The 15,384-nt window shown below is 67.0% G+C and carries 16 protein-coding genes and 2 pseudogenes; 9 read left to right on the top strand and 9 right to left on the bottom strand.

Annotated features, from left to right (window positions below; translation table 11 throughout):
- Positions 1-11: 11 nt before the first annotated feature.
- The 4 genes and pseudogenes from SAVERM_RS20570 to SAVERM_RS20585 form a co-directional block, all read right to left on the bottom strand.
- A complete protein-coding gene (locus SAVERM_RS20570; protein ID WP_010985415.1) occupies positions 12-641 on the bottom strand; it encodes a DUF2637 domain-containing protein in 630 nt (209 codons plus the stop codon).
- An 80-nt stretch (positions 642-721) separates the two neighbouring features.
- A pseudogene (locus tag SAVERM_RS20575) lies at positions 722-2,142 on the bottom strand (FtsK/SpoIIIE domain-containing protein).
- Positions 2,142-2,498 carry an SCO3933 family regulatory protein gene (locus tag SAVERM_RS20580; RefSeq protein WP_010985417.1) on the bottom strand — a complete coding sequence of 119 codons (357 nt, stop codon included), beginning with the start codon at positions 2,496-2,498 and terminating at the stop codon, positions 2,142-2,144. The pseudogene SAVERM_RS20575 and the gene SAVERM_RS20580 overlap by 1 nt, the downstream one beginning before the upstream one ends.
- A 169-nt stretch (positions 2,499-2,667) precedes the next feature.
- Complete coding sequence (locus SAVERM_RS20585) at positions 2,668-3,456, bottom strand: GntR family transcriptional regulator (RefSeq protein ID WP_010985418.1); 789 nt, start codon at positions 3,454-3,456, stop codon at positions 2,668-2,670.
- A gap of 107 nt (positions 3,457-3,563) precedes the next feature.
- Here SAVERM_RS20585 and SAVERM_RS20590 point away from each other — a divergent pair, with 107 nt between their 5' ends.
- The 5 genes from SAVERM_RS20590 (at position 3,564) to SAVERM_RS40250 (ending at position 7,573) form a co-directional block, all read left to right on the top strand.
- Positions 3,564-3,971, top strand: a complete 408-nt coding sequence (locus SAVERM_RS20590; protein ID WP_037650825.1) for an NUDIX hydrolase — start codon at positions 3,564-3,566, stop codon at positions 3,969-3,971.
- Between the two features lie 46 nt (positions 3,972-4,017).
- Positions 4,018-4,452: an ATP-binding protein gene (locus SAVERM_RS20595; protein WP_037650823.1), complete on the top strand. Its 435-nt coding sequence runs from the start codon at positions 4,018-4,020 to the stop codon at positions 4,450-4,452.
- The gene (locus SAVERM_RS20600) at positions 4,446-4,838 is read left to right on the top strand and encodes a hypothetical protein (protein ID WP_010985421.1); all 393 of its coding nucleotides are present in this window, start codon (positions 4,446-4,448) and stop codon (positions 4,836-4,838) included. Before SAVERM_RS20595 ends, SAVERM_RS20600 begins: the two co-directional genes overlap by 7 nt.
- A 637-nt stretch (positions 4,839-5,475) precedes the next feature.
- Entirely contained in the window at positions 5,476-6,600 is a 1,125-nt protein-coding gene (locus tag SAVERM_RS40245; RefSeq protein WP_010985423.1) for a protein kinase family protein, read from the top strand.
- A gap of 73 nt (positions 6,601-6,673) precedes the next feature.
- Positions 6,674-7,573 carry a DUF4365 domain-containing protein gene (locus SAVERM_RS40250; RefSeq protein ID WP_237528840.1) on the top strand — a complete coding sequence of 300 codons (900 nt, stop codon included), beginning with the start codon at positions 6,674-6,676 and terminating at the stop codon, positions 7,571-7,573.
- 336 nt (positions 7,574-7,909) lie between these two features.
- On the opposite strand, the gene SAVERM_RS42755 is transcribed toward SAVERM_RS40250, so the two are convergent.
- Entirely contained in the window at positions 7,910-8,071 is a 162-nt protein-coding gene (locus SAVERM_RS42755) for a hypothetical protein (protein ID WP_154696728.1), read from the bottom strand.
- Positions 8,072-8,554: 483 nt separating this feature from the next.
- Positions 8,555-8,989: an ester cyclase gene (locus SAVERM_RS20605; RefSeq protein ID WP_010985426.1), complete on the bottom strand. Its 435-nt coding sequence runs from the start codon at positions 8,987-8,989 to the stop codon at positions 8,555-8,557.
- 224 nt (positions 8,990-9,213) lie between these two features.
- On the opposite strand from SAVERM_RS20605, the gene SAVERM_RS20610 reads away from it, so the two are divergent.
- From SAVERM_RS20610 to SAVERM_RS20620, 3 genes are all read left to right on the top strand, one after another.
- Positions 9,214-9,786: a hypothetical protein gene (locus SAVERM_RS20610; protein WP_137865206.1), complete on the top strand. Its 573-nt coding sequence runs from the start codon at positions 9,214-9,216 to the stop codon at positions 9,784-9,786.
- Positions 9,783-10,790 carry a hypothetical protein gene (locus SAVERM_RS42760; protein ID WP_010985428.1) on the top strand — a complete coding sequence of 336 codons (1,008 nt, stop codon included), beginning with the start codon at positions 9,783-9,785 and terminating at the stop codon, positions 10,788-10,790. Before SAVERM_RS20610 ends, SAVERM_RS42760 begins: the two co-directional genes overlap by 4 nt.
- A gap of 344 nt (positions 10,791-11,134) precedes the next feature.
- Positions 11,135-11,632 (top strand): bromodomain-containing protein, encoded by a 498-nt coding sequence (locus SAVERM_RS20620; RefSeq protein WP_107082970.1) that lies wholly within the window; start codon positions 11,135-11,137, stop codon positions 11,630-11,632.
- Here SAVERM_RS20620 and SAVERM_RS20625 read toward each other — a convergent pair.
- Both SAVERM_RS20625 and SAVERM_RS20630 read right to left on the bottom strand, forming a co-directional pair.
- Positions 11,597-12,178, bottom strand: coding sequence for an HAD domain-containing protein (locus tag SAVERM_RS20625; protein WP_010985430.1), 582 nt, complete (start codon positions 12,176-12,178; stop codon positions 11,597-11,599). The two genes, SAVERM_RS20620 and SAVERM_RS20625, sit on opposite strands and share 36 nt — an antisense overlap.
- A gap of 146 nt (positions 12,179-12,324) precedes the next feature.
- A pseudogene (locus SAVERM_RS20630) lies at positions 12,325-12,805 on the bottom strand (DUF2000 family protein).
- 50 nt (positions 12,806-12,855) lie between these two features.
- Here SAVERM_RS20630 and SAVERM_RS20635 point away from each other — a divergent pair.
- On the top strand, positions 12,856-13,653 hold the full coding sequence (locus tag SAVERM_RS20635) for a helix-turn-helix transcriptional regulator (protein WP_037650817.1): 798 nt from the start codon (positions 12,856-12,858) through the stop codon (positions 13,651-13,653).
- Here the strand turns inward: SAVERM_RS20635 and SAVERM_RS20640 are convergent.
- A complete protein-coding gene (locus SAVERM_RS20640) occupies positions 13,632-15,380 on the bottom strand; it encodes a glycosyl hydrolase family 28-related protein (RefSeq protein WP_037650814.1) in 1,749 nt (582 codons plus the stop codon). The two genes, SAVERM_RS20635 and SAVERM_RS20640, sit on opposite strands and share 22 nt — an antisense overlap.
- Positions 15,381-15,384 lie beyond the last annotated feature (4 nt).

Here is a 15,384-nt window from a genome sequence, read left to right on the forward strand (position 1 = left end):
CAGAGCTCCCTTTAGAGGTGGGCGGCGATGGCTTCGGCCATGGGTGCCGGGACGCCGAGCCGGGCGCGCAGGGTCGCGACGTCCATGGGAGTGCCGGTCCGGGTGTGGTGTTCGGCAGCGACCTTGCGGGCGTGGTCGATGAGGGCGGCCGGGACTGGGACGGCGGGGCGGTGCGGCGGGGCCTCGATGGCGGGTGGTGCCGGGGTGGGCGGCTCGGGATCGGATTCGGGCTCGTGCTCCTCGTCCTCGGATGACCTCGGCTGTCGTCGGCCGCCTTTGGTGCCGAGTGGGCGAGGAGGGTTCCGCCGAGGAAGGCGAGGGCGGGCCAGCCCGCGACGAGGATGCGCAGCCAGCCCGGGACGTCGCCGAGGTCGAGCAGGCCGTCCCGTGGCGACGTTCGCGCCGAGGGATGCGGCGAGCGCGATGACGAACCAGCACCAGGCCGCACCCTTGGCCGAGCCGGAGCGCAGTCGACGCCAGGCGGCGACGAGCAGCAGGTCGACGGAGACGGGATAGGCCCAGGCCTTCCAGCCGTCCTGTCCGGCCGCCACGGCGACGTCGTGAATGTGGGCGAAGGACAGAGCGGCGGCGATGAGCGCCTGTACGAGCACCGCGTCGACGCGGGCCAGTTGGGCGCGCATGGTGGCTCCTTCCGGGTTCAGACATGGGAGGGGTAGGGACATGGCGCGAGGCGGTCACGCCGACAGGGTGGAGTGGGGTGTCAGTCCGTGACGGGGTGCGGCTGTACGGCGGGGGCCGAGGTCTCGACGGGCCGTACGGGAACGTCGGGCCGGAAGGGCTTCAGCGCGGGCAGCTCTTAGACATGATGCTTACGGATAGCCGCGTTCAGATCCTGGGGACCAGGTGAGCCGTCTCCCGGCAGACGTCGGCGGCGTCGCCGAGGGAGAGGTACGGGGTGCGGATACGCGACCAGCCGCCGGAGGTGTCGCCCGCGACGGCGAGGCCAGGACGCTCAGGGGCGATGGCGCAGGCGGCCAGCGCCGCTTCCGGCGCGATGTCGCCGAGGGCCATCTTCGCGGAGGCTTCGTCATTGACGCGGTGGCAGACGCGGCCGGTCAACTGGGCACGGAGCATGGTCGCGCCCTTGCCCAGCTCAGCGCCGAAGCGCTGCCCGCAGACTTCGAGGTAGATGCCGGCCGCGCGGCCGAGCTGGGCGAGGCGGATGAGCTGGGTGACCATCTCGTCTCGCCGTTCCTCGTCCTTGCGGGTGGCGGTCAGGAAGAGTTCGGCCACCTCGTCGACGAACAGGACGATGGGAACGGGCCGTTCGCTTTCGGGCAGGCCCCAGATGTCGGAGGTGATCTCTTCGTCGGGGAGATTGGGGGCGATGCCTTGCCTGGCCTTGATCAGGTCGTATCGGTCCTCCATCTCCTTGATCAGGACGGGCAGCAGCTCGGCGGCTTCATCCGGATCGGTGGCGAGGGCCGACAGACGCGGGGCGAACGGGGCCAGCTCGACCCCGCGCTTGCAGTCGATGCCGACCAGGGCGACGTCCTGCCGGGCGAGTCCGGCGACCAGGTGTCGGAGGTACATGGACTTGCCCGACAGCGTCGCGCCGAGGGTGAGTTGGTGCGGCACGGCCCGGTAGTCGCGTACGAAGGGCATGGCGTCCTCCCGCAGCGCGACCGGCACTTTGAGGAAGCCGCCCTCGACCTTGACCTTGCGGGGCATCCGCACCTTGCGCAGGACATCGAAGCCGACGAGCCGTAGTTCAACGACACCGGGCTTGACGGTGGAGACGTACACGGCGTGAACGCCCCAGGCGTGCCGCAGCCGTTCGGCCGAGGCGGCGACGTCGGCGGGTTCCTGCCCCGGAGCGAGGCGGAGCCGGAGCCGTAAGCCGGTGGCCGTGGGCCGGATGATGCCCCGGCGGGGCGGCACGGGCCGCACCTCACGGCGGGTGGTGGCTTTGACGGCGAGAATCCGCAGTCGGGAGGGGGCGACGGTCAGGCCGCAGGCTTCCATGACCGAGGCGTACGAACTGAGGAGCCGGAAGGTGGATATAGGCCCGCCGACCGCCGACCAGTAGAGACCCGGGTGGTTGGCCCGGGTGTAGGCAGCCCCGCCACCGAGCGCGGCGACAGGACCACCCACCTCCAGGAGCGTTGTCAGGTCGGACATCAGGCCGAGGCCCCCATGGAGGCCGGGAAGGCGGCCGGAGTGACGGCGGCGGCGCGGTAGGCGATGCCGTGACGCTGCTGCCCGTTGAACACGGACTCCCACGGCCGGGCGACGAGCCCCGGCAGCGAGACGGGAGCCCCGAGGTTCAGCCCCTCGGAGACACCGCCTTCCGGGACGGTGACCTTGATCAGCGAGGACTCCCCGTCCTCGATGTAGACGACGCCGATGGTCATCAGCGCTTCACCGCTGACGGCGTCCTTGGCGATCTCGCCTGTCTGACGGTCGCGGACCTTCGGCTCAGGGGCTTCCGTCAGGAGGACGGTCGCGGCGGAGGTCTCAACACGGATGGTGCGCACAGTGACGTTCCTATCTACTCGTCTATACAAGATTCGATCTGCGAACCCGATCCCTCGGGCTCACGACGATCACCCTGCCACACAACTTGCCCACTCGTCTATACGAGTAAGCGTGTCGGGGTGTACGAGTTCGGGAGAACGGCCCCGCGCACCACCGGCGGTCACCCGCTCACGTGGCCGGGAGCTGGTACGACAGGACGTAGGCGTCCGCCGCCATGACCGTGTCGCAGACCTCGACCGCTCGCCCCTCGGTGTCGAAGGCGGTCCGGATCAGGTGGATCACGGGGACGCCGGCCGCCAGGTGGAGCGTCTTCACCTCTGCGGGAGAGGGCATCCGAGCGCGGATCTCCTCCTCGAAGTGGTCGAGGCGGTGGCCCAGCTCTTCGAGGCGGGCGTAGATGCCGCCGGGACCGGGGTTGGGTTCGGCGATCTGCGTACCGCGGGCGATGTCCAGCGGCAGGTAGGAGGTGGCGAACTCGACCGGACGCCCGTCGAGGAGGTAGCGGCGCCGACGTGCAAGGACCCGCCGCACGGACCCGAGCCGCGTGGAGATGTCCTGACTGGCTTTCTCCTCCTTGACCTCGAGGCTGTCGACCTTGGGGTGGCTACCGACGGCATCGGCCTCGACGATGAACGCGGACTTCCCCTGCTCTCGGTGCCGCCGGGCGAACCGGTCGGAGGCGAGTCGCCGCACGGGCGGACGCGGCCGAACGAAGACGCCCTTGCCGTGCTCGGCGTGCACCAGGCCCTCGCCCTGGAGGATGGAGAAGGAGTTTCTGACCGTCATGCGGGAGACCCCGTAGTGGTCGACGAGCTCGGCCTCAGAGGGGAGCTTCTCCCCCTCCCGGAATCGCCCACGGTCGATGGCCTCACGCAGCTGGTCGGCGATCTGGCGAAAGACCGCACGATCGCTCGTGGGGTCGAGATCACCGAGCAGGCCCGAAGACAGAGGGCTCACGTGTACTCCTTTAGGTATCTAGACGAGTGGGCGAGTGTTGTTGCTACGGTGGAGAGCCTAGCCATCCGAGAGGGCCGAGGAACGTGAGCACAGAACGCCCGCACTCCGTGAGCGTGGCCGGGGTCGTCGTCGACGACCAGGGCCGGGCCCTCCTGATCCAGCGCCGCGACAACGGTCACTGGGAACCGCCGGGCGGCATCCTCGAACGCGAGGAGACCATTCCCGAAGCCCTTCAGCGCGAGGTCCTCGAAGAGACCGGCGTCAAAATCGCGCTCCCCGCGACTCTCACCGGCGTCTACAAGAACATGACGGGACTGATCGTCTCGCTGGTCTTCCGCTGCGAAGCGGCCGACGGGACACCCACGACCGGCGACGAGACCCGCGCCCTGCGCTGGGCAACCCGTGAAGAAGTCTCCGAACTCGCCGACGAGGCGTACGCGATCCGCGTCATCGACGCATTGGACGCGGCGGTCCCGCCGGCCATCCGCGCCCACGACGGCGTGAAACTCGTCTAGCCCGAACCCGCTGCACATGGCGGCCTACCAGCATGAAGGAACTTGTATGCACGAGTATACGAGTACTGCCCGGGTCTGGGGACTGTCTTGCCCAGGTTTTCCGGAAGAGGTCAGCCGGGCCCGCCGATGGACGCGCGACGTCCTGCGCGGCTCCCCTTTTGCGGAGGACGCCGAGCTGATCGTGAGCGAGCTCAGCGCGAACGCGATCCTCCACACGGCGAGCGGCCTGGAGTCCGGAAGCTTTCACCTGGCCGTCGCCGTCTCGGCGCAGGTGGTCGCGGTCTCGGTGACGGACGACGGAGGCACGGGCACGGCCCCCAAGGTCGGCCACCAGGCCCAGGAGCAGGACGCCGAACACGGCCGGGGTCTCGGCATGGTCAGCGCGATCGCTCACCGGGTCGTGATCCACGACAGCGACGGCGGCCACACGGTCACCGCGGAGCTCTTCACGGACGTACGCCGAGGAGGCCACCCATGCTGAGGACGACGACCAGCCCCGGCTTCTGGTGCGAGTGCTGGACGGAAAGGCTCGGCGGGCAGCAGCCGCCGGCGCTCTTCGGATCCTTCGACGCCTACTCGGCGGTCGAGGCGAACAACTGGGTGGCGACGATCCTGCGCACCATCTCACCCGCGCTCGGCACGGCTGCTTCTCAAGAAGCGTGGACACGGCTCCACGACGACCGCATCGACACGAGACGAGCCCTCCTGCGCCGAGAGCCCTGGACGGTATCCGTCACCCACGTCAGTACACGCATCACATGGACGGTCCGACCAGCACTCTTCCTACCGATGGCACACCGTCAGCGCAAGCAACTGCCTTCGTGCGCGTACGACTTCAAGCCTCACAGGTCCCACACGACGGACTGAGTTACAACTTTCTCTACTGGTTCAAGGCGGCTCGCTCCGCTCACCGCGCGCGGCCCGGCCCCCGGCCGGGCCTGCGCTCCTGTCTCCGCCCCGCTCCAGCCCGGCCGGCGCCCGTGCCGCGCGCACAGCAGCGAGCCGAAGGCCACGAAACTACTGCCGCATGAGAGCGGCCACGGTCAGAACGATGCCTCCGGCGGGGGATCGGCCGGCACCGGGATAGAGGGGGCGCCGTTCCCGGCTGCGGATCCGTAGGGGCGTGAGTGGGGTGGCTCCCATCCCGCACACCATCGACCCAGGCAGAGCCGAGCAGACGCGGCCCATGGCGTCCAGGTCGTTCGTACAGTGGCGCGCTCCACCTGGACGCCATGAACCACGCCTGCTCCACGGTGTGTGGGTCGACGGCGTACGGGATGGGAGCGGGGTGGCACTGGCTATAGGGCCACTCGTCTAACTTCTTCCTCGCTTCGCATCCCACCACCCTCAATCACGCCCTAACCTGGTTACTCAACAAAAGAGGCAAAGATGCACATAAATAATCATCAGCAATTGATTCAGCTACACACCAGAGAGCCTGAGGCTAAAAGTGCCCGACCCTACTGAACTGATGCTGGCCGACCTCTCACAGAGGTACGAGAACATGGAAGTCTCGAACGCATTCCTGCGTCTCTACGAGAGTGACGCTCGCTTCGGTCGCGCTTTCGCTAGCATCCACGAGCGACTAAATAAGCATTTCGAATCCATAAATGACAGGGCGGAGACGACCGGCCATTACTGGGCCGAGCAGAGCAGAGAAATGCTCGCACTCCTCAAGGAACTGAATGACTTCCTCCGGTCCCTTAAGCATGCTGGCGTGGTTGTGCACCTCGCAGAGTCCTACATGGCCGCAATGAAGAGCTGCCAGTCGTGGCTGGTGCGCAGCGGCGGCAGCGCTGTTCCAGATGATTTTGAACAGATTGAGATAATCAAGTACGCGCCCGTTCTGTCCCGCCCGGACGCCGAGATCAAACTGAAGAAATCCACGGTGCGTCATCAGTTGCAGTTGATCGGCGAGGGGTCATACGCGAAGGTGTTTTCATTCACAGATCCCGACTATGGAATAAAATTCGCAGTCAAGCGCGCCAATAAAGACCTGGACGACCGCGACCTATATCGATTCCGGCAAGAGTTCGACATCCTCAAGCGTTTGAGCTTCCCTTATATTGTCGAGGTTTATCAATACGATGAAACTCGAAACGAATACAAGATGGAGTTCTGTGAATCCACTCTGCGAAACTACATCAAGAAGCGCAATAGCGAGTTGCAATTTTCATCGCGGAAGAGAATCGCCCTGCAGTTTTTGTACGGCATCAATTACATCCACCATGAAGGTCTACTTCATCGTGATGTAAGCCTTCAGAATGTTCTAGTGAAAACCTTCAGCGGTGGGGCTGTGCTCGTTAAGCTCTCGGACTTCGGTCTCGCCAAAGATAGGAACTCCGAATACACCAGAACGAAGACGGAGATGCGAGGAACAATTCGAGACCCCCTCCTGGCTAGCTTCAAAGAATATGACGTATGCAATGAAATATATGCGATCGGATGGGTGCTTTCTTATATATTTAGCGGTAGGGAAGCCCTGATGTCTCAAACAGACGCCCCAAGTCAGATCGTGCGAAAATGCACAGCGCATGATGTTGGCAAGAGGTACCAGAGTGTGCGTGAACTAATTGGTGATGTTGAGAAGCTGGAAGCGACTCCGGCGCCTACGGACGCGCCCGCTTGACGACTGATGTCAGTCAACGTTAGCGCTCTCGCTGAGAGCAGCTCCAGTCGACTCGCAGCCGAAAAATGGAGACATGATGCATCGCAAGCCGTCCGCCAGAATAGCTAGCATCGGCGTGACGCGGACACAACTCGCAGTCGAGGCCGGCCTAGGTTGGCTATTTCGTGAGCAGCCGACAGAGGATTACGGCATCGACGCGCATGCCGAAGTCGTTGACGCGGAACTAGTCAGAGGCCGACTACTTGCCTTACAGATTAAGAGCGGCTCTAGCTGGTTCAGGGAACAAGGTCAAGGCGGTTGGTGGTTCCGACCAAACGCTGAACACGTGCAGTATTGGACGAATCATTCCTTGCCCGTCGCAGTAGTGCTTTACCACCCAGAGAGAGATCACTGCTATTGGCAGCTTGTCAACCACAACACGCTCATCGAAACTACACGTGGCGGCTGGAAATTGCTGGTTCCTGACACCCAGGTGCTCGACGAGAGAGCCAGGGATGCGCTCAGCCGGGCCGCCGAGGGTGACCCCTACACACTCCGCATTCGCGAACTACAGCTTGCACGACCGTGGATGAGAATGTTGATCGAGGGAAAGCGGCTAGTGATCGACATCGAGGAGTGGGTCAACAAGACTTCGGGGCGAGGCACAATTACTCTCGGCGTAGACAACGAAGATGGTAATGACCCCGAGCAACTTGCCAGTTGGACTGTGTTTCTGGGGCTATCTAGCTACGTCGAAGTAGTTCCGAAGCTTTTCGCTTGGGCAAATGTAAGCCTACACGCCGAAACCTACGATGACGTCGAATACGATGACTATCCATACGAACGTGATGATTGGGGCGCCTTGCACCCCTACATGAACCCCTCCGGCGAGGTTGATTTCTACCGGCTAGAGCTGACGCTGAATGAACTGGGTCGAGCCTTCCCGCTGGTGGATCTATTCGCCACGGAAGGAACAAGGCAGTTGACTGTATAGAGAACGCAGCGCGCTCAGCCGCACCAGATGAACAGCAGTTAGCCGGAGGGAAGAGCGGTCCGGCGCGCCAACCTGCACGGTGGAGCTGACAAGCAGAGAGCCGCGGGGAACCACAGTGAGCGGAGCCCAGCCAGGCGAGGCCACACGCTGGTCATTCGCCTAGGTCAGCCCTTGTTCCGGCCTCAAGTGCCCGCAGCTTCCCAAGCTGATGTTCGTCACCGCGCCTCGCGCTCTCTTGGGCCGGCGTGTGTTGGCACCGTGGCGCGTGCCCTGTTGCTGTGAGAGGTGGCGCACCCAAGAAGGTAAGGGTGCGCCGGCTCTTGGTCGGACCAGGTCTTACCGCCGGACGCGCGGCAAGCTCCCGCGGAGCAGCTTGACGATCTCAATGGCTCGGCGGGCCTTGCCGTCGTCAGAGGTGAATGCTGCGAAGAGAGCGCAGATGGCGACGACCGTCGTGATCAGCAACGGCGAAAGAGCGAACAGGCACAGGAAGGACACGGGGCGACAACTCCATGATGAATGGATATGTCCCGCCGCCTACGGCTCGCCGGTCCGATCCGGCTTCGTAGTGCTGGGAATGAGTGGCTTCAGCGTCCCTGGGCTGTGTGAGGTGCGCTTGAGGCTCGGACCCGACCTCGTACCGCGCGCTTCATCGAGAAGTTTACGCGATCCCTTGAAACGGGGGGCCTGAACTTGGGGCACCACGCCCGTCGTGAGCATGGAGGCACCGCGAGGCGGGCTGAGAGGTCGGGGCTGGGCCGTCCCTGGGCCGTCCGACGTCGCTCGACAGTGGCCAATGACGACCAACGACGACCAGAAGGCGCACGAGCCCACCGCCCCTGACCAGCAAAAACGCAGGTCACCAAGATCCCCGGCAAGACCCAGGGCAAGAAGAAGTAGCCTGCGTGATCATGCCTCCCGCCTGCGCAGACGGCGTGGGTGGGAGGCATTTTCGTGGCCTGGGACCAGTCTGGTCCCTCGTCAGGACGGGACGGCGCCGAGCTGGCGCAGTTGTGTGAGGACATCGACGATGCCCCGGATCTCGGCGATCCGCCCGTCGGCGAAGCGGAGGATGAAGATCTCGCCGTAGGTGACGGTCTTCCCGGTGGGCGCCAAGCCCTGGTACTCGCCCCGGTGGGTCCCGGTCACCGTGTTCCTGGAGACGACCTTGTCGCCCTCCGTGATCATCTCCTCGACGGCGACGTGGATGTCGGGGAACGCGCGCAGGAGCATCTCCCACACCCGCTTCAGGGCCTCCGCTCCCGTCGCGCCCATCGGTACCGGCGCGTGGAAGAGCACGTCCGGTGCGACGAACTCGTCGATGGCCTTCGAGATGATGTCCAGGTCGCCGCTGTTCACGGCGGAGTGAAAGCGGTTGAGCGTCGCTGTGTTGCTTGGTGCCCCGGCTGTCGACATGCGGTCTCTCCTCTGGTCCGTGCCTTCGCCGCGTGCTGGACGGCGCCTCAGCAGTACGGCGCCTCAGCAGTACCTACGGCGTCTATGCAGTAGGACGACACAGCCACTGGGAATGTGACACGACGCGCGGACGACGACCTGGAGCCGCTGCCATGTGCGGTGCATGGGCGTCGGTTGCCGGCGAACTCTGACACCGCTTGGCCGAACCGCCCTAAACTTCGCGGGTGGACTGGTTAATGGCCGCCTTGATCGGAATGGCAGGCGGCGCCTCCATGGAGGCCATCGATGTCATCAAGTCCGTCCGGTGGCACCGGAAAATGCCGTGGCAGGTCAAACCGGACACCATCGACCCGCCCCACCGCAGCCCGGATGTGAGACCTGGGGAAGAACAACTGCCGGCGCCGGGCTGGGTAGCGTATTGCATCGCCGGACTGCTTCGGCTGTTCGTGAGTGGGGCTCTGACCGGTGTCATCGCCAGCAGCCACCCACAGGTGGCAGACCCTCTCGTTTCCTTCCTCATCGGCTTGGGTGCGCTGTCGGGTGTCGAAAAGGTGGCAACGCTGGTGCCGCTGGCAGTCAAGAGCATCGGACGGGCCGCCCTGGGAAGCACCGTGGACGCGGTGCAGGAGCAGCGGCAGATTCCACAGCAGCCACCGCAACCACCGCAGCAGGGTCACGTCGGGTCGGCCGGTCCACAGCAGGGACCCGGAACGGCCGGTTCGCTCGGACAGGGGCCGCAGCCGAACTCGGACATCCCCGCGCAACAGGACCCGACGGGCACCGGAGGTGCGCTGTGACCGTCACTGCCGAGTCCTTCGTCGGGCGCGTCATCGCCGTGTTCTCGCGCCGTTCGCCGGGCTTCCGCCCACCCTCGCCCGGCACTCCCGGCTCTCCCGGCGAGGCACACCGGACTGCGGCCGGGCTTCGTTCGGGTGTGGCCGCGACGGCCGACAGCACCGCGCCTGGCGAGGGCCCGGGCGGGGGGCAGGACGAAGGCGGATCGCAGGGATCGCAGGGGTTGCGGCTGGCCCGGGCGACCAGTCCGTGGAAATCGACGTCCTCCCACACGCGGCTGTGGCAACGCCGTGTCCTCCTGGAACTGTTCGCGTACGTCAGGGCCGCTCACCGACACGCGGCCGGTTGCAACCTGCGACAAGAACTCGACTTCGTCCGCAGCCTTGCCGGCGACCTGGCCCTCGTACACGACGCTGCCGTCGTCCGTACGCTCGATACCGCAGTGGTGCAGAGGCTCGAATCCCTCCGCGGCACGGTCCGTGACCTCGTCCAGGATCTCGGGCAGGCTCGCGAACTTGCTCACGAGCTGGTCCGCAATCTTCGGTCCGCTCCGAGCCCGTCCAACGACCGGAACCTCGCGCAGGTACTCGCCCGCACCCTCGACGAGATCGTCGAGGACACCCTGGCGCGCGACGTGGTGCTGGTCCGCGGCCGCGCTTCCGTCCTCCCTGCCGACCGCGACCTGATCCTCGTCCGTAACCTCGTCTTCGACCTCGTCCGCGTCCTCGACCTCGTCCTCGATCTGGCGCTGGTAAGTGATCTGGCGGAGGCACGTGACAACCTGAGCGACGCGGCCAACAACTTCATGGGCGCCGATGTCACCGATGTGGATCCCGCGGCCATGAATCTGGCCTGGATCCGCTGGAATCGAGAGACACGGTGGCCGACGCGCGAATGGGCTGACCGTATCCGCAGGGCCTCAGTGGAATCCCCGCCGGGTTCGGGCATTTTCACGGTCCTGCCCGAGCAGGAATACGGCCCCGCAGAAGTAGCGCTGGTCCACTGACCCACGTACCGAACCCATGACCGGCTCGTGCGGCACAGATCAGCCCGGCAACGGCCCCTGGGTGCCCCCGGCTTCCCAAGCTGGGCTCGCTCCTTGGTTCCCTCTTGTAGAGCCCCAGAGCAATGTCCTGGGGCTCCAGGCGAGCCGATGCCGACCAGCTGAGTGGGTGGCATCGAACAGAATCGTCATCCGGCCGCCGCGGGTTCCTCGCGCACGGGCGCCCGTCCCGGTCGGTCGGCGTCGCGTCTTGTGGCCGGTCGTCGTACATCCGTGCGAAGTGCTCGTCTACCATCCCTCTTCCCGGCCGAAGGTGCTTCCTGGAGGGGTAGGAGATGGGGAGACGGATGACCCGACTGCGCGTGCTCGTCTGTGTGTCCGCCCTGCTCGCGGCCGGGTCCGCCTGCGCGTCGCCCCAGGTGTGCGCTGGGGTCGGCGTCGAGTCGGGCGTGGGCGTGATGTTTCTGCGGGAGGGATACGGCGACCTCGCCGACGCCTCCTACGAGCTGTGCGCGCGGGGCGAGTGCGCGAAGGGCGAGCTGCGGCAGGAGGACTTGACGCGTGTGCGCCTCGGGCTGCCGGACGACGTGGACCCGGACGGCGGCACGGTGCGTTTCCGGGTCACCCGCAAGGGCGGCACCAGCCCCGTCATCGACGCGTCCGCCGACGTGAGGCTCACCCGCCAGTCCGACGAGTGCGGCGGCGGCGCCTACAACCGGGGGCTCGCGTTCACCAAGAAGGGCGGCCTGACCACGAAGATCCCGCCGAGCGTGACGGCGGCGTGGCGCGAGCAGGTGAGGGAGCTCCGCTCACCGTCCACCGGAGCGACGACCGAGTCTCCCTGAGCCCCCCTCGACCCGGGTGGGCACGGCGAGACCTGGCACGGCGGTACGGAGCCAATCAGCAAGCACGGAGAAGTCGCCGTCGGTGAGGCCTTGGGCCGGGTCGACACGGTGCAGCAGCGAGGGTCCTTGGTGCTGCGCGGCGACCCAGAGGCGGTCCATGGCGCCGATCTCGTCGTCGACCCAGATGAACGGGCGGTGGCCGGCCCACTCGACGAGATGGCGGGTCTTCCAGTGCAGGCCGCGCGGGCCCTCGTGGGTGGAGGCTTCCGGCCACTCCACCACAGGCAGCCTGGGCAGTCCGATCCGTGGGGCGACGGACTCGTTGGCGTCATTCATCCAGGTCGAGGCCCACACCAGCTCACACCCCAGTGCCATCAGACGCGGTCCGACGGCCTGGTCGAGCCGCCCCAGCAGCGGGTTCCCCTCGTCGGAGAACGCCACGGAGCCGGCGGCACGGGGCTGGAGCCGCCGGGACGACGGCCCGAACGGGATGAGGGGTCCGTCGACGTCGAGGAAAAGGACGGGCCGCTCCACAGAGCGGGTCATGACGGCACGATAACCCTGCGCGGGGACGGGTGAGCAGCGGAACGCCGGCGCTGAGCCGGGCCCCTCACGGATGCGTCCAAGCACCTCACGGATGCGTCCGAGCCCCCCGGATGCGTCCTAGTCCCCCACGGATGCGTCCAGTCCCCTCACGGATGCATCCGGGCCCCCTTCAGCACCTTGTCCACCGCATTGCGCGGCCCGTACACCGCGAGGCCCACCACATCCAGTTCCGTCGTCCTTACCGCGCGTACCGCCGCCCTGTTGTCGTGATCGTTGCCCGTTCCGAACAGGTCGGACGTGAACAGGGCGCGAGGGAGGGCGCGGGTGAGGGCTCGGGTGTGGGCGGCCGTCAGGGTTTCCTTCGAGCCCTCGAAGACCAGGACCGGCTGCCGGAACATCGGGAGGTAGCGCACCCCGTCCGCGTCCTCGTACGGGTCGCCGATCACTTCCGGGACCTGGGTGCCCAGGCCGCTGACCAGGAACGCGGTCACGTTTCAGGCGCTGCCAGGTCTCCAGGTCCTCCCGCAGCAGGACGGCGATCTTCGTGTCGAAGCGCGGCGGCGCGGTGGGGGTGACGGGCGTGGTGGGGGTGGTGGGGGCCGGGGCCGCGGAGGGGTCGTTGCTCATGGTGTGAACACTGCCGAAGCCCGTACGCCGTCGTCTTGTACGTTGTTTGCATGGTGGACCGGCGTGAGATCTCCGCCTGGCGCCCGCGGGTGCCGGGTGTCGTGGAGGTCTTTCACGCCCACTACACCGAGTACGCCTATCCGATGCACGTGCACGATGCGTGGACGCTGCTGATCGTCGACGACGGTGCCGTGCGGTACGACCTCGACCGGCATGAGCACGGCACCCCGGACGACACCGTTTCCCTCCTCCCGCCGCACGTTCCCCACAACGGGTCCCCGGTCAGTGAGCACGGCTTTCGCAAACGCGTTCTCTATCTCGACCTCAGCCGGCTCGACGCGAGCTTGATCGGGCCCGCCGTGGACGCGCCCGATGTCGTCGATCCCCTGCTGCGGCTGCGCGTGGGACAGCTGCACACCGCTCTCGCCCACGCCGGGGACGAGCTGGAGGCCGAGAGCCGGCTGGCGTTCATCGGGGAGCGGTTGCGGGGGCATCTGCGGCCCCGGGCCGCACAGCGGCAGCGTCCCCCGGACCGCGGCGTCGCGCCCCGGCTGCGTGAGCTGCTCGACGCGCGGCTCGTCGACGGGGTCTCCCTCGACGAGGCCGCGCGGCTCGTGCACGCGCATCCCGCCCATCTCGTACGGGCGTTCAGCGGGGCCTTCGGGATCGCGCCGCACCAGTACCTGATGTCACGGCGGGTCGAGCGGGCCAGGCGGCTGCTGCTGGAGGGGATGCGACCGGCCGAGGTCGCCTCCGCCACCGGGTTCTACGACCAGGCCCATCTCAACCGCCACTTCAAGCGGTTGGTGGGGGTGGCTCCCGGCCGCTACCGGAACAGCTCGCGCTGAGCCTCGTACAGGTTGCGCGGGCGTACGACGTCCGTCGTGCCGTACAGCTCCACGCGCGCGTGGAGGTCGCCGGTGAAGTCCGGTACGTCGGTCTGGTCGAACTCGGTGACCTCGTTGAGGCCGACGGTGGCGCTGTACGGGGCCAGCCCGTCGATCTTCATCAGGCCCGCCCGGCCGTTGGTGACGCGGATGTTCCAATGGGCGAAGCGGGCGCCGAAGAGCGGGCCGGCCGACGCGTCTCCGCCGTGGCGGCCGTTGTTGTTCACCGTGATGTCCGTGCGGACGTTCGCGAACGGCAGGCCGCGGTGGGAGTCGAACGTGCCCATCCGCATCTCGCCCCGTGACCAGACGTTGTACGAGGACAGGCCCTCGACGTTGATGCCGTGGAGCTGGGTGCCGGCCGGCGCCGGGACCGTGCGCTGTTCGATCGTGAAGTCCTCGACCAGGTTGTCGTGCGAGCCCTCGCGGCAGAAGTACGGGTGGTGCGAGCCCCGGCCGGCCACCGTCGTCCGGCGCAGGGTGCAGGAGGAGGCGGCGACCAGGCCGAAGCCGTTGTCCACATGACGGACGACGACGTCGTCCGCCCAGCAGTCGTACGCGCACTGGAACGCGACCCCGTTGTAGCCCTTGTCGAGGAGATGCGGGGACTGCGGGGTCTCGACGGCTTCGAGCGTGAGACCTTCGACGCCCGCGCCCGTCAGCGCCTCGACGTGGGTGGTGAGGCGCGGGTCCCACTCCGGGCGTACGTCCAGCGGGAGGGGTCGCTCGAACGTGACCTTCCGGCCCCGCACGCGCGCGATGCGTACGGGCCACTCGTAGGGGACGTACGACGTCAGCTTGATCTTGTCGTCCCAGGAGTACGCCTCCGGGCCCGGGCCGCCACCCGACATGTGCTCCAGGAGGGTATGACCGGCGTCGTCCGCGAGGCGCAGGAGCACCAGCTGTCCCGGTCTCAGCAGCCGTGCGTCGGCGACCGTCACCGACCAGGAGCCGCGCCGCGCCGGGGAGACCGTCGTCAGCGTCTCCCACTCGTCCCGCCCGTTGCCCGTCCAGCCCTCGAACGGCCACGCCTTCGCCCTGATCGCTGCGACCAGGGAGTCCCAACGGGCCCTGGGCGCCAGCCAGATCAGCCCGCCCGCCCAGGACCACGAGGACTTGTCGCCGCCGTAGCGGGAGCCGTACACGCCGATCAGCTCGGTGAGGTTCTTCGTCGCGTACAGCTTGGTACGGGAGCTTCCGGCGCCGCGCAGCACCACGTTGTCGTACCCGATGCGGATCAGGTCGTCGATGCGGAAGGTTCCGGGCGGCAGGAGAACCGTGCCACCGCCGGCCCTTCCGGCGGCGGCGATGGCACGGTTGATCGCGGGGGCGGAGTCGGTCGTGCCGTCCGCCACGGCGCCGTGATCGCGGACGTCGGCCACGACGGGGCGGCGGGGGAAGCGCGCCGCCCCACGGCGGTGGCCGGACCTGCCCACGTACGGGATCTGCGGGTGGGTGTAGGGGGCGCGGGTGAATTCGTGCCAGAGGGACGGGACTTCGCCGGACGGCCCGGAGCCGGATCGGGCGGCGGCGGTTCGCGCGGAGCCGGTTCGCGCGGCGGCGGTTCGCGCGGCGGCGGTGGCCGTGGTGCCGGTCGCGGCGACGGCCGCCACGGCTATGGCGCTGCCGAGCAGGCCCCGTCTGCTGACGCCCGCGTGTCCCTGGTTTTCCCGGCTTCCCTGGCTCATACCC

The sequence above is a fragment of the Streptomyces avermitilis MA-4680 = NBRC 14893 genome, from assembly GCF_000009765.2.
Taxonomy (GTDB): Bacteria; Actinomycetota; Actinomycetes; order Streptomycetales; family Streptomycetaceae; genus Streptomyces; species Streptomyces avermitilis.

What these genes read in the sequence shown, in the direction of transcription:
- SAVERM_RS20570 (WP_010985415.1), bottom strand. Translation starts at nt 641, where the DNA reads ATGCGCGCCCAACTGGCCCGCGTCGACGCGGTGCTCGTACAGGCGCTC.
- SAVERM_RS20595 (WP_037650823.1), top strand. Translation starts at nt 4,018, where the DNA reads ATGCACGAGTATACGAGTACTGCCCGGGTCTGGGGACTGTCTTGCCCA.
- SAVERM_RS20600 (WP_010985421.1), top strand. Translation starts at nt 4,446, where the DNA reads ATGCTGAGGACGACGACCAGCCCCGGCTTCTGGTGCGAGTGCTGGACG.
- SAVERM_RS40245 (WP_010985423.1), top strand. Translation starts at nt 5,476, where the DNA reads ATGGAAGTCTCGAACGCATTCCTGCGTCTCTACGAGAGTGACGCTCGC.
- SAVERM_RS40250 (WP_237528840.1), top strand. Translation starts at nt 6,674, where the DNA reads ATGATGCATCGCAAGCCGTCCGCCAGAATAGCTAGCATCGGCGTGACG.
- SAVERM_RS20605 (WP_010985426.1), bottom strand. Translation starts at nt 8,989, where the DNA reads ATGTCGACAGCCGGGGCACCAAGCAACACAGCGACGCTCAACCGCTTT.
- SAVERM_RS20620 (WP_107082970.1), top strand. Translation starts at nt 11,135, where the DNA reads ATGACCCGACTGCGCGTGCTCGTCTGTGTGTCCGCCCTGCTCGCGGCC.
- SAVERM_RS20625 (WP_010985430.1), bottom strand. Translation starts at nt 12,178, where the DNA reads ATGACCCGCTCTGTGGAGCGGCCCGTCCTTTTCCTCGACGTCGACGGA.
- SAVERM_RS20635 (WP_037650817.1), top strand. Translation starts at nt 12,856, where the DNA reads ATGGTGGACCGGCGTGAGATCTCCGCCTGGCGCCCGCGGGTGCCGGGT.
- SAVERM_RS20640 (WP_037650814.1), bottom strand. Translation starts at nt 15,380, where the DNA reads ATGAGCCAGGGAAGCCGGGAAAACCAGGGACACGCGGGCGTCAGCAGA.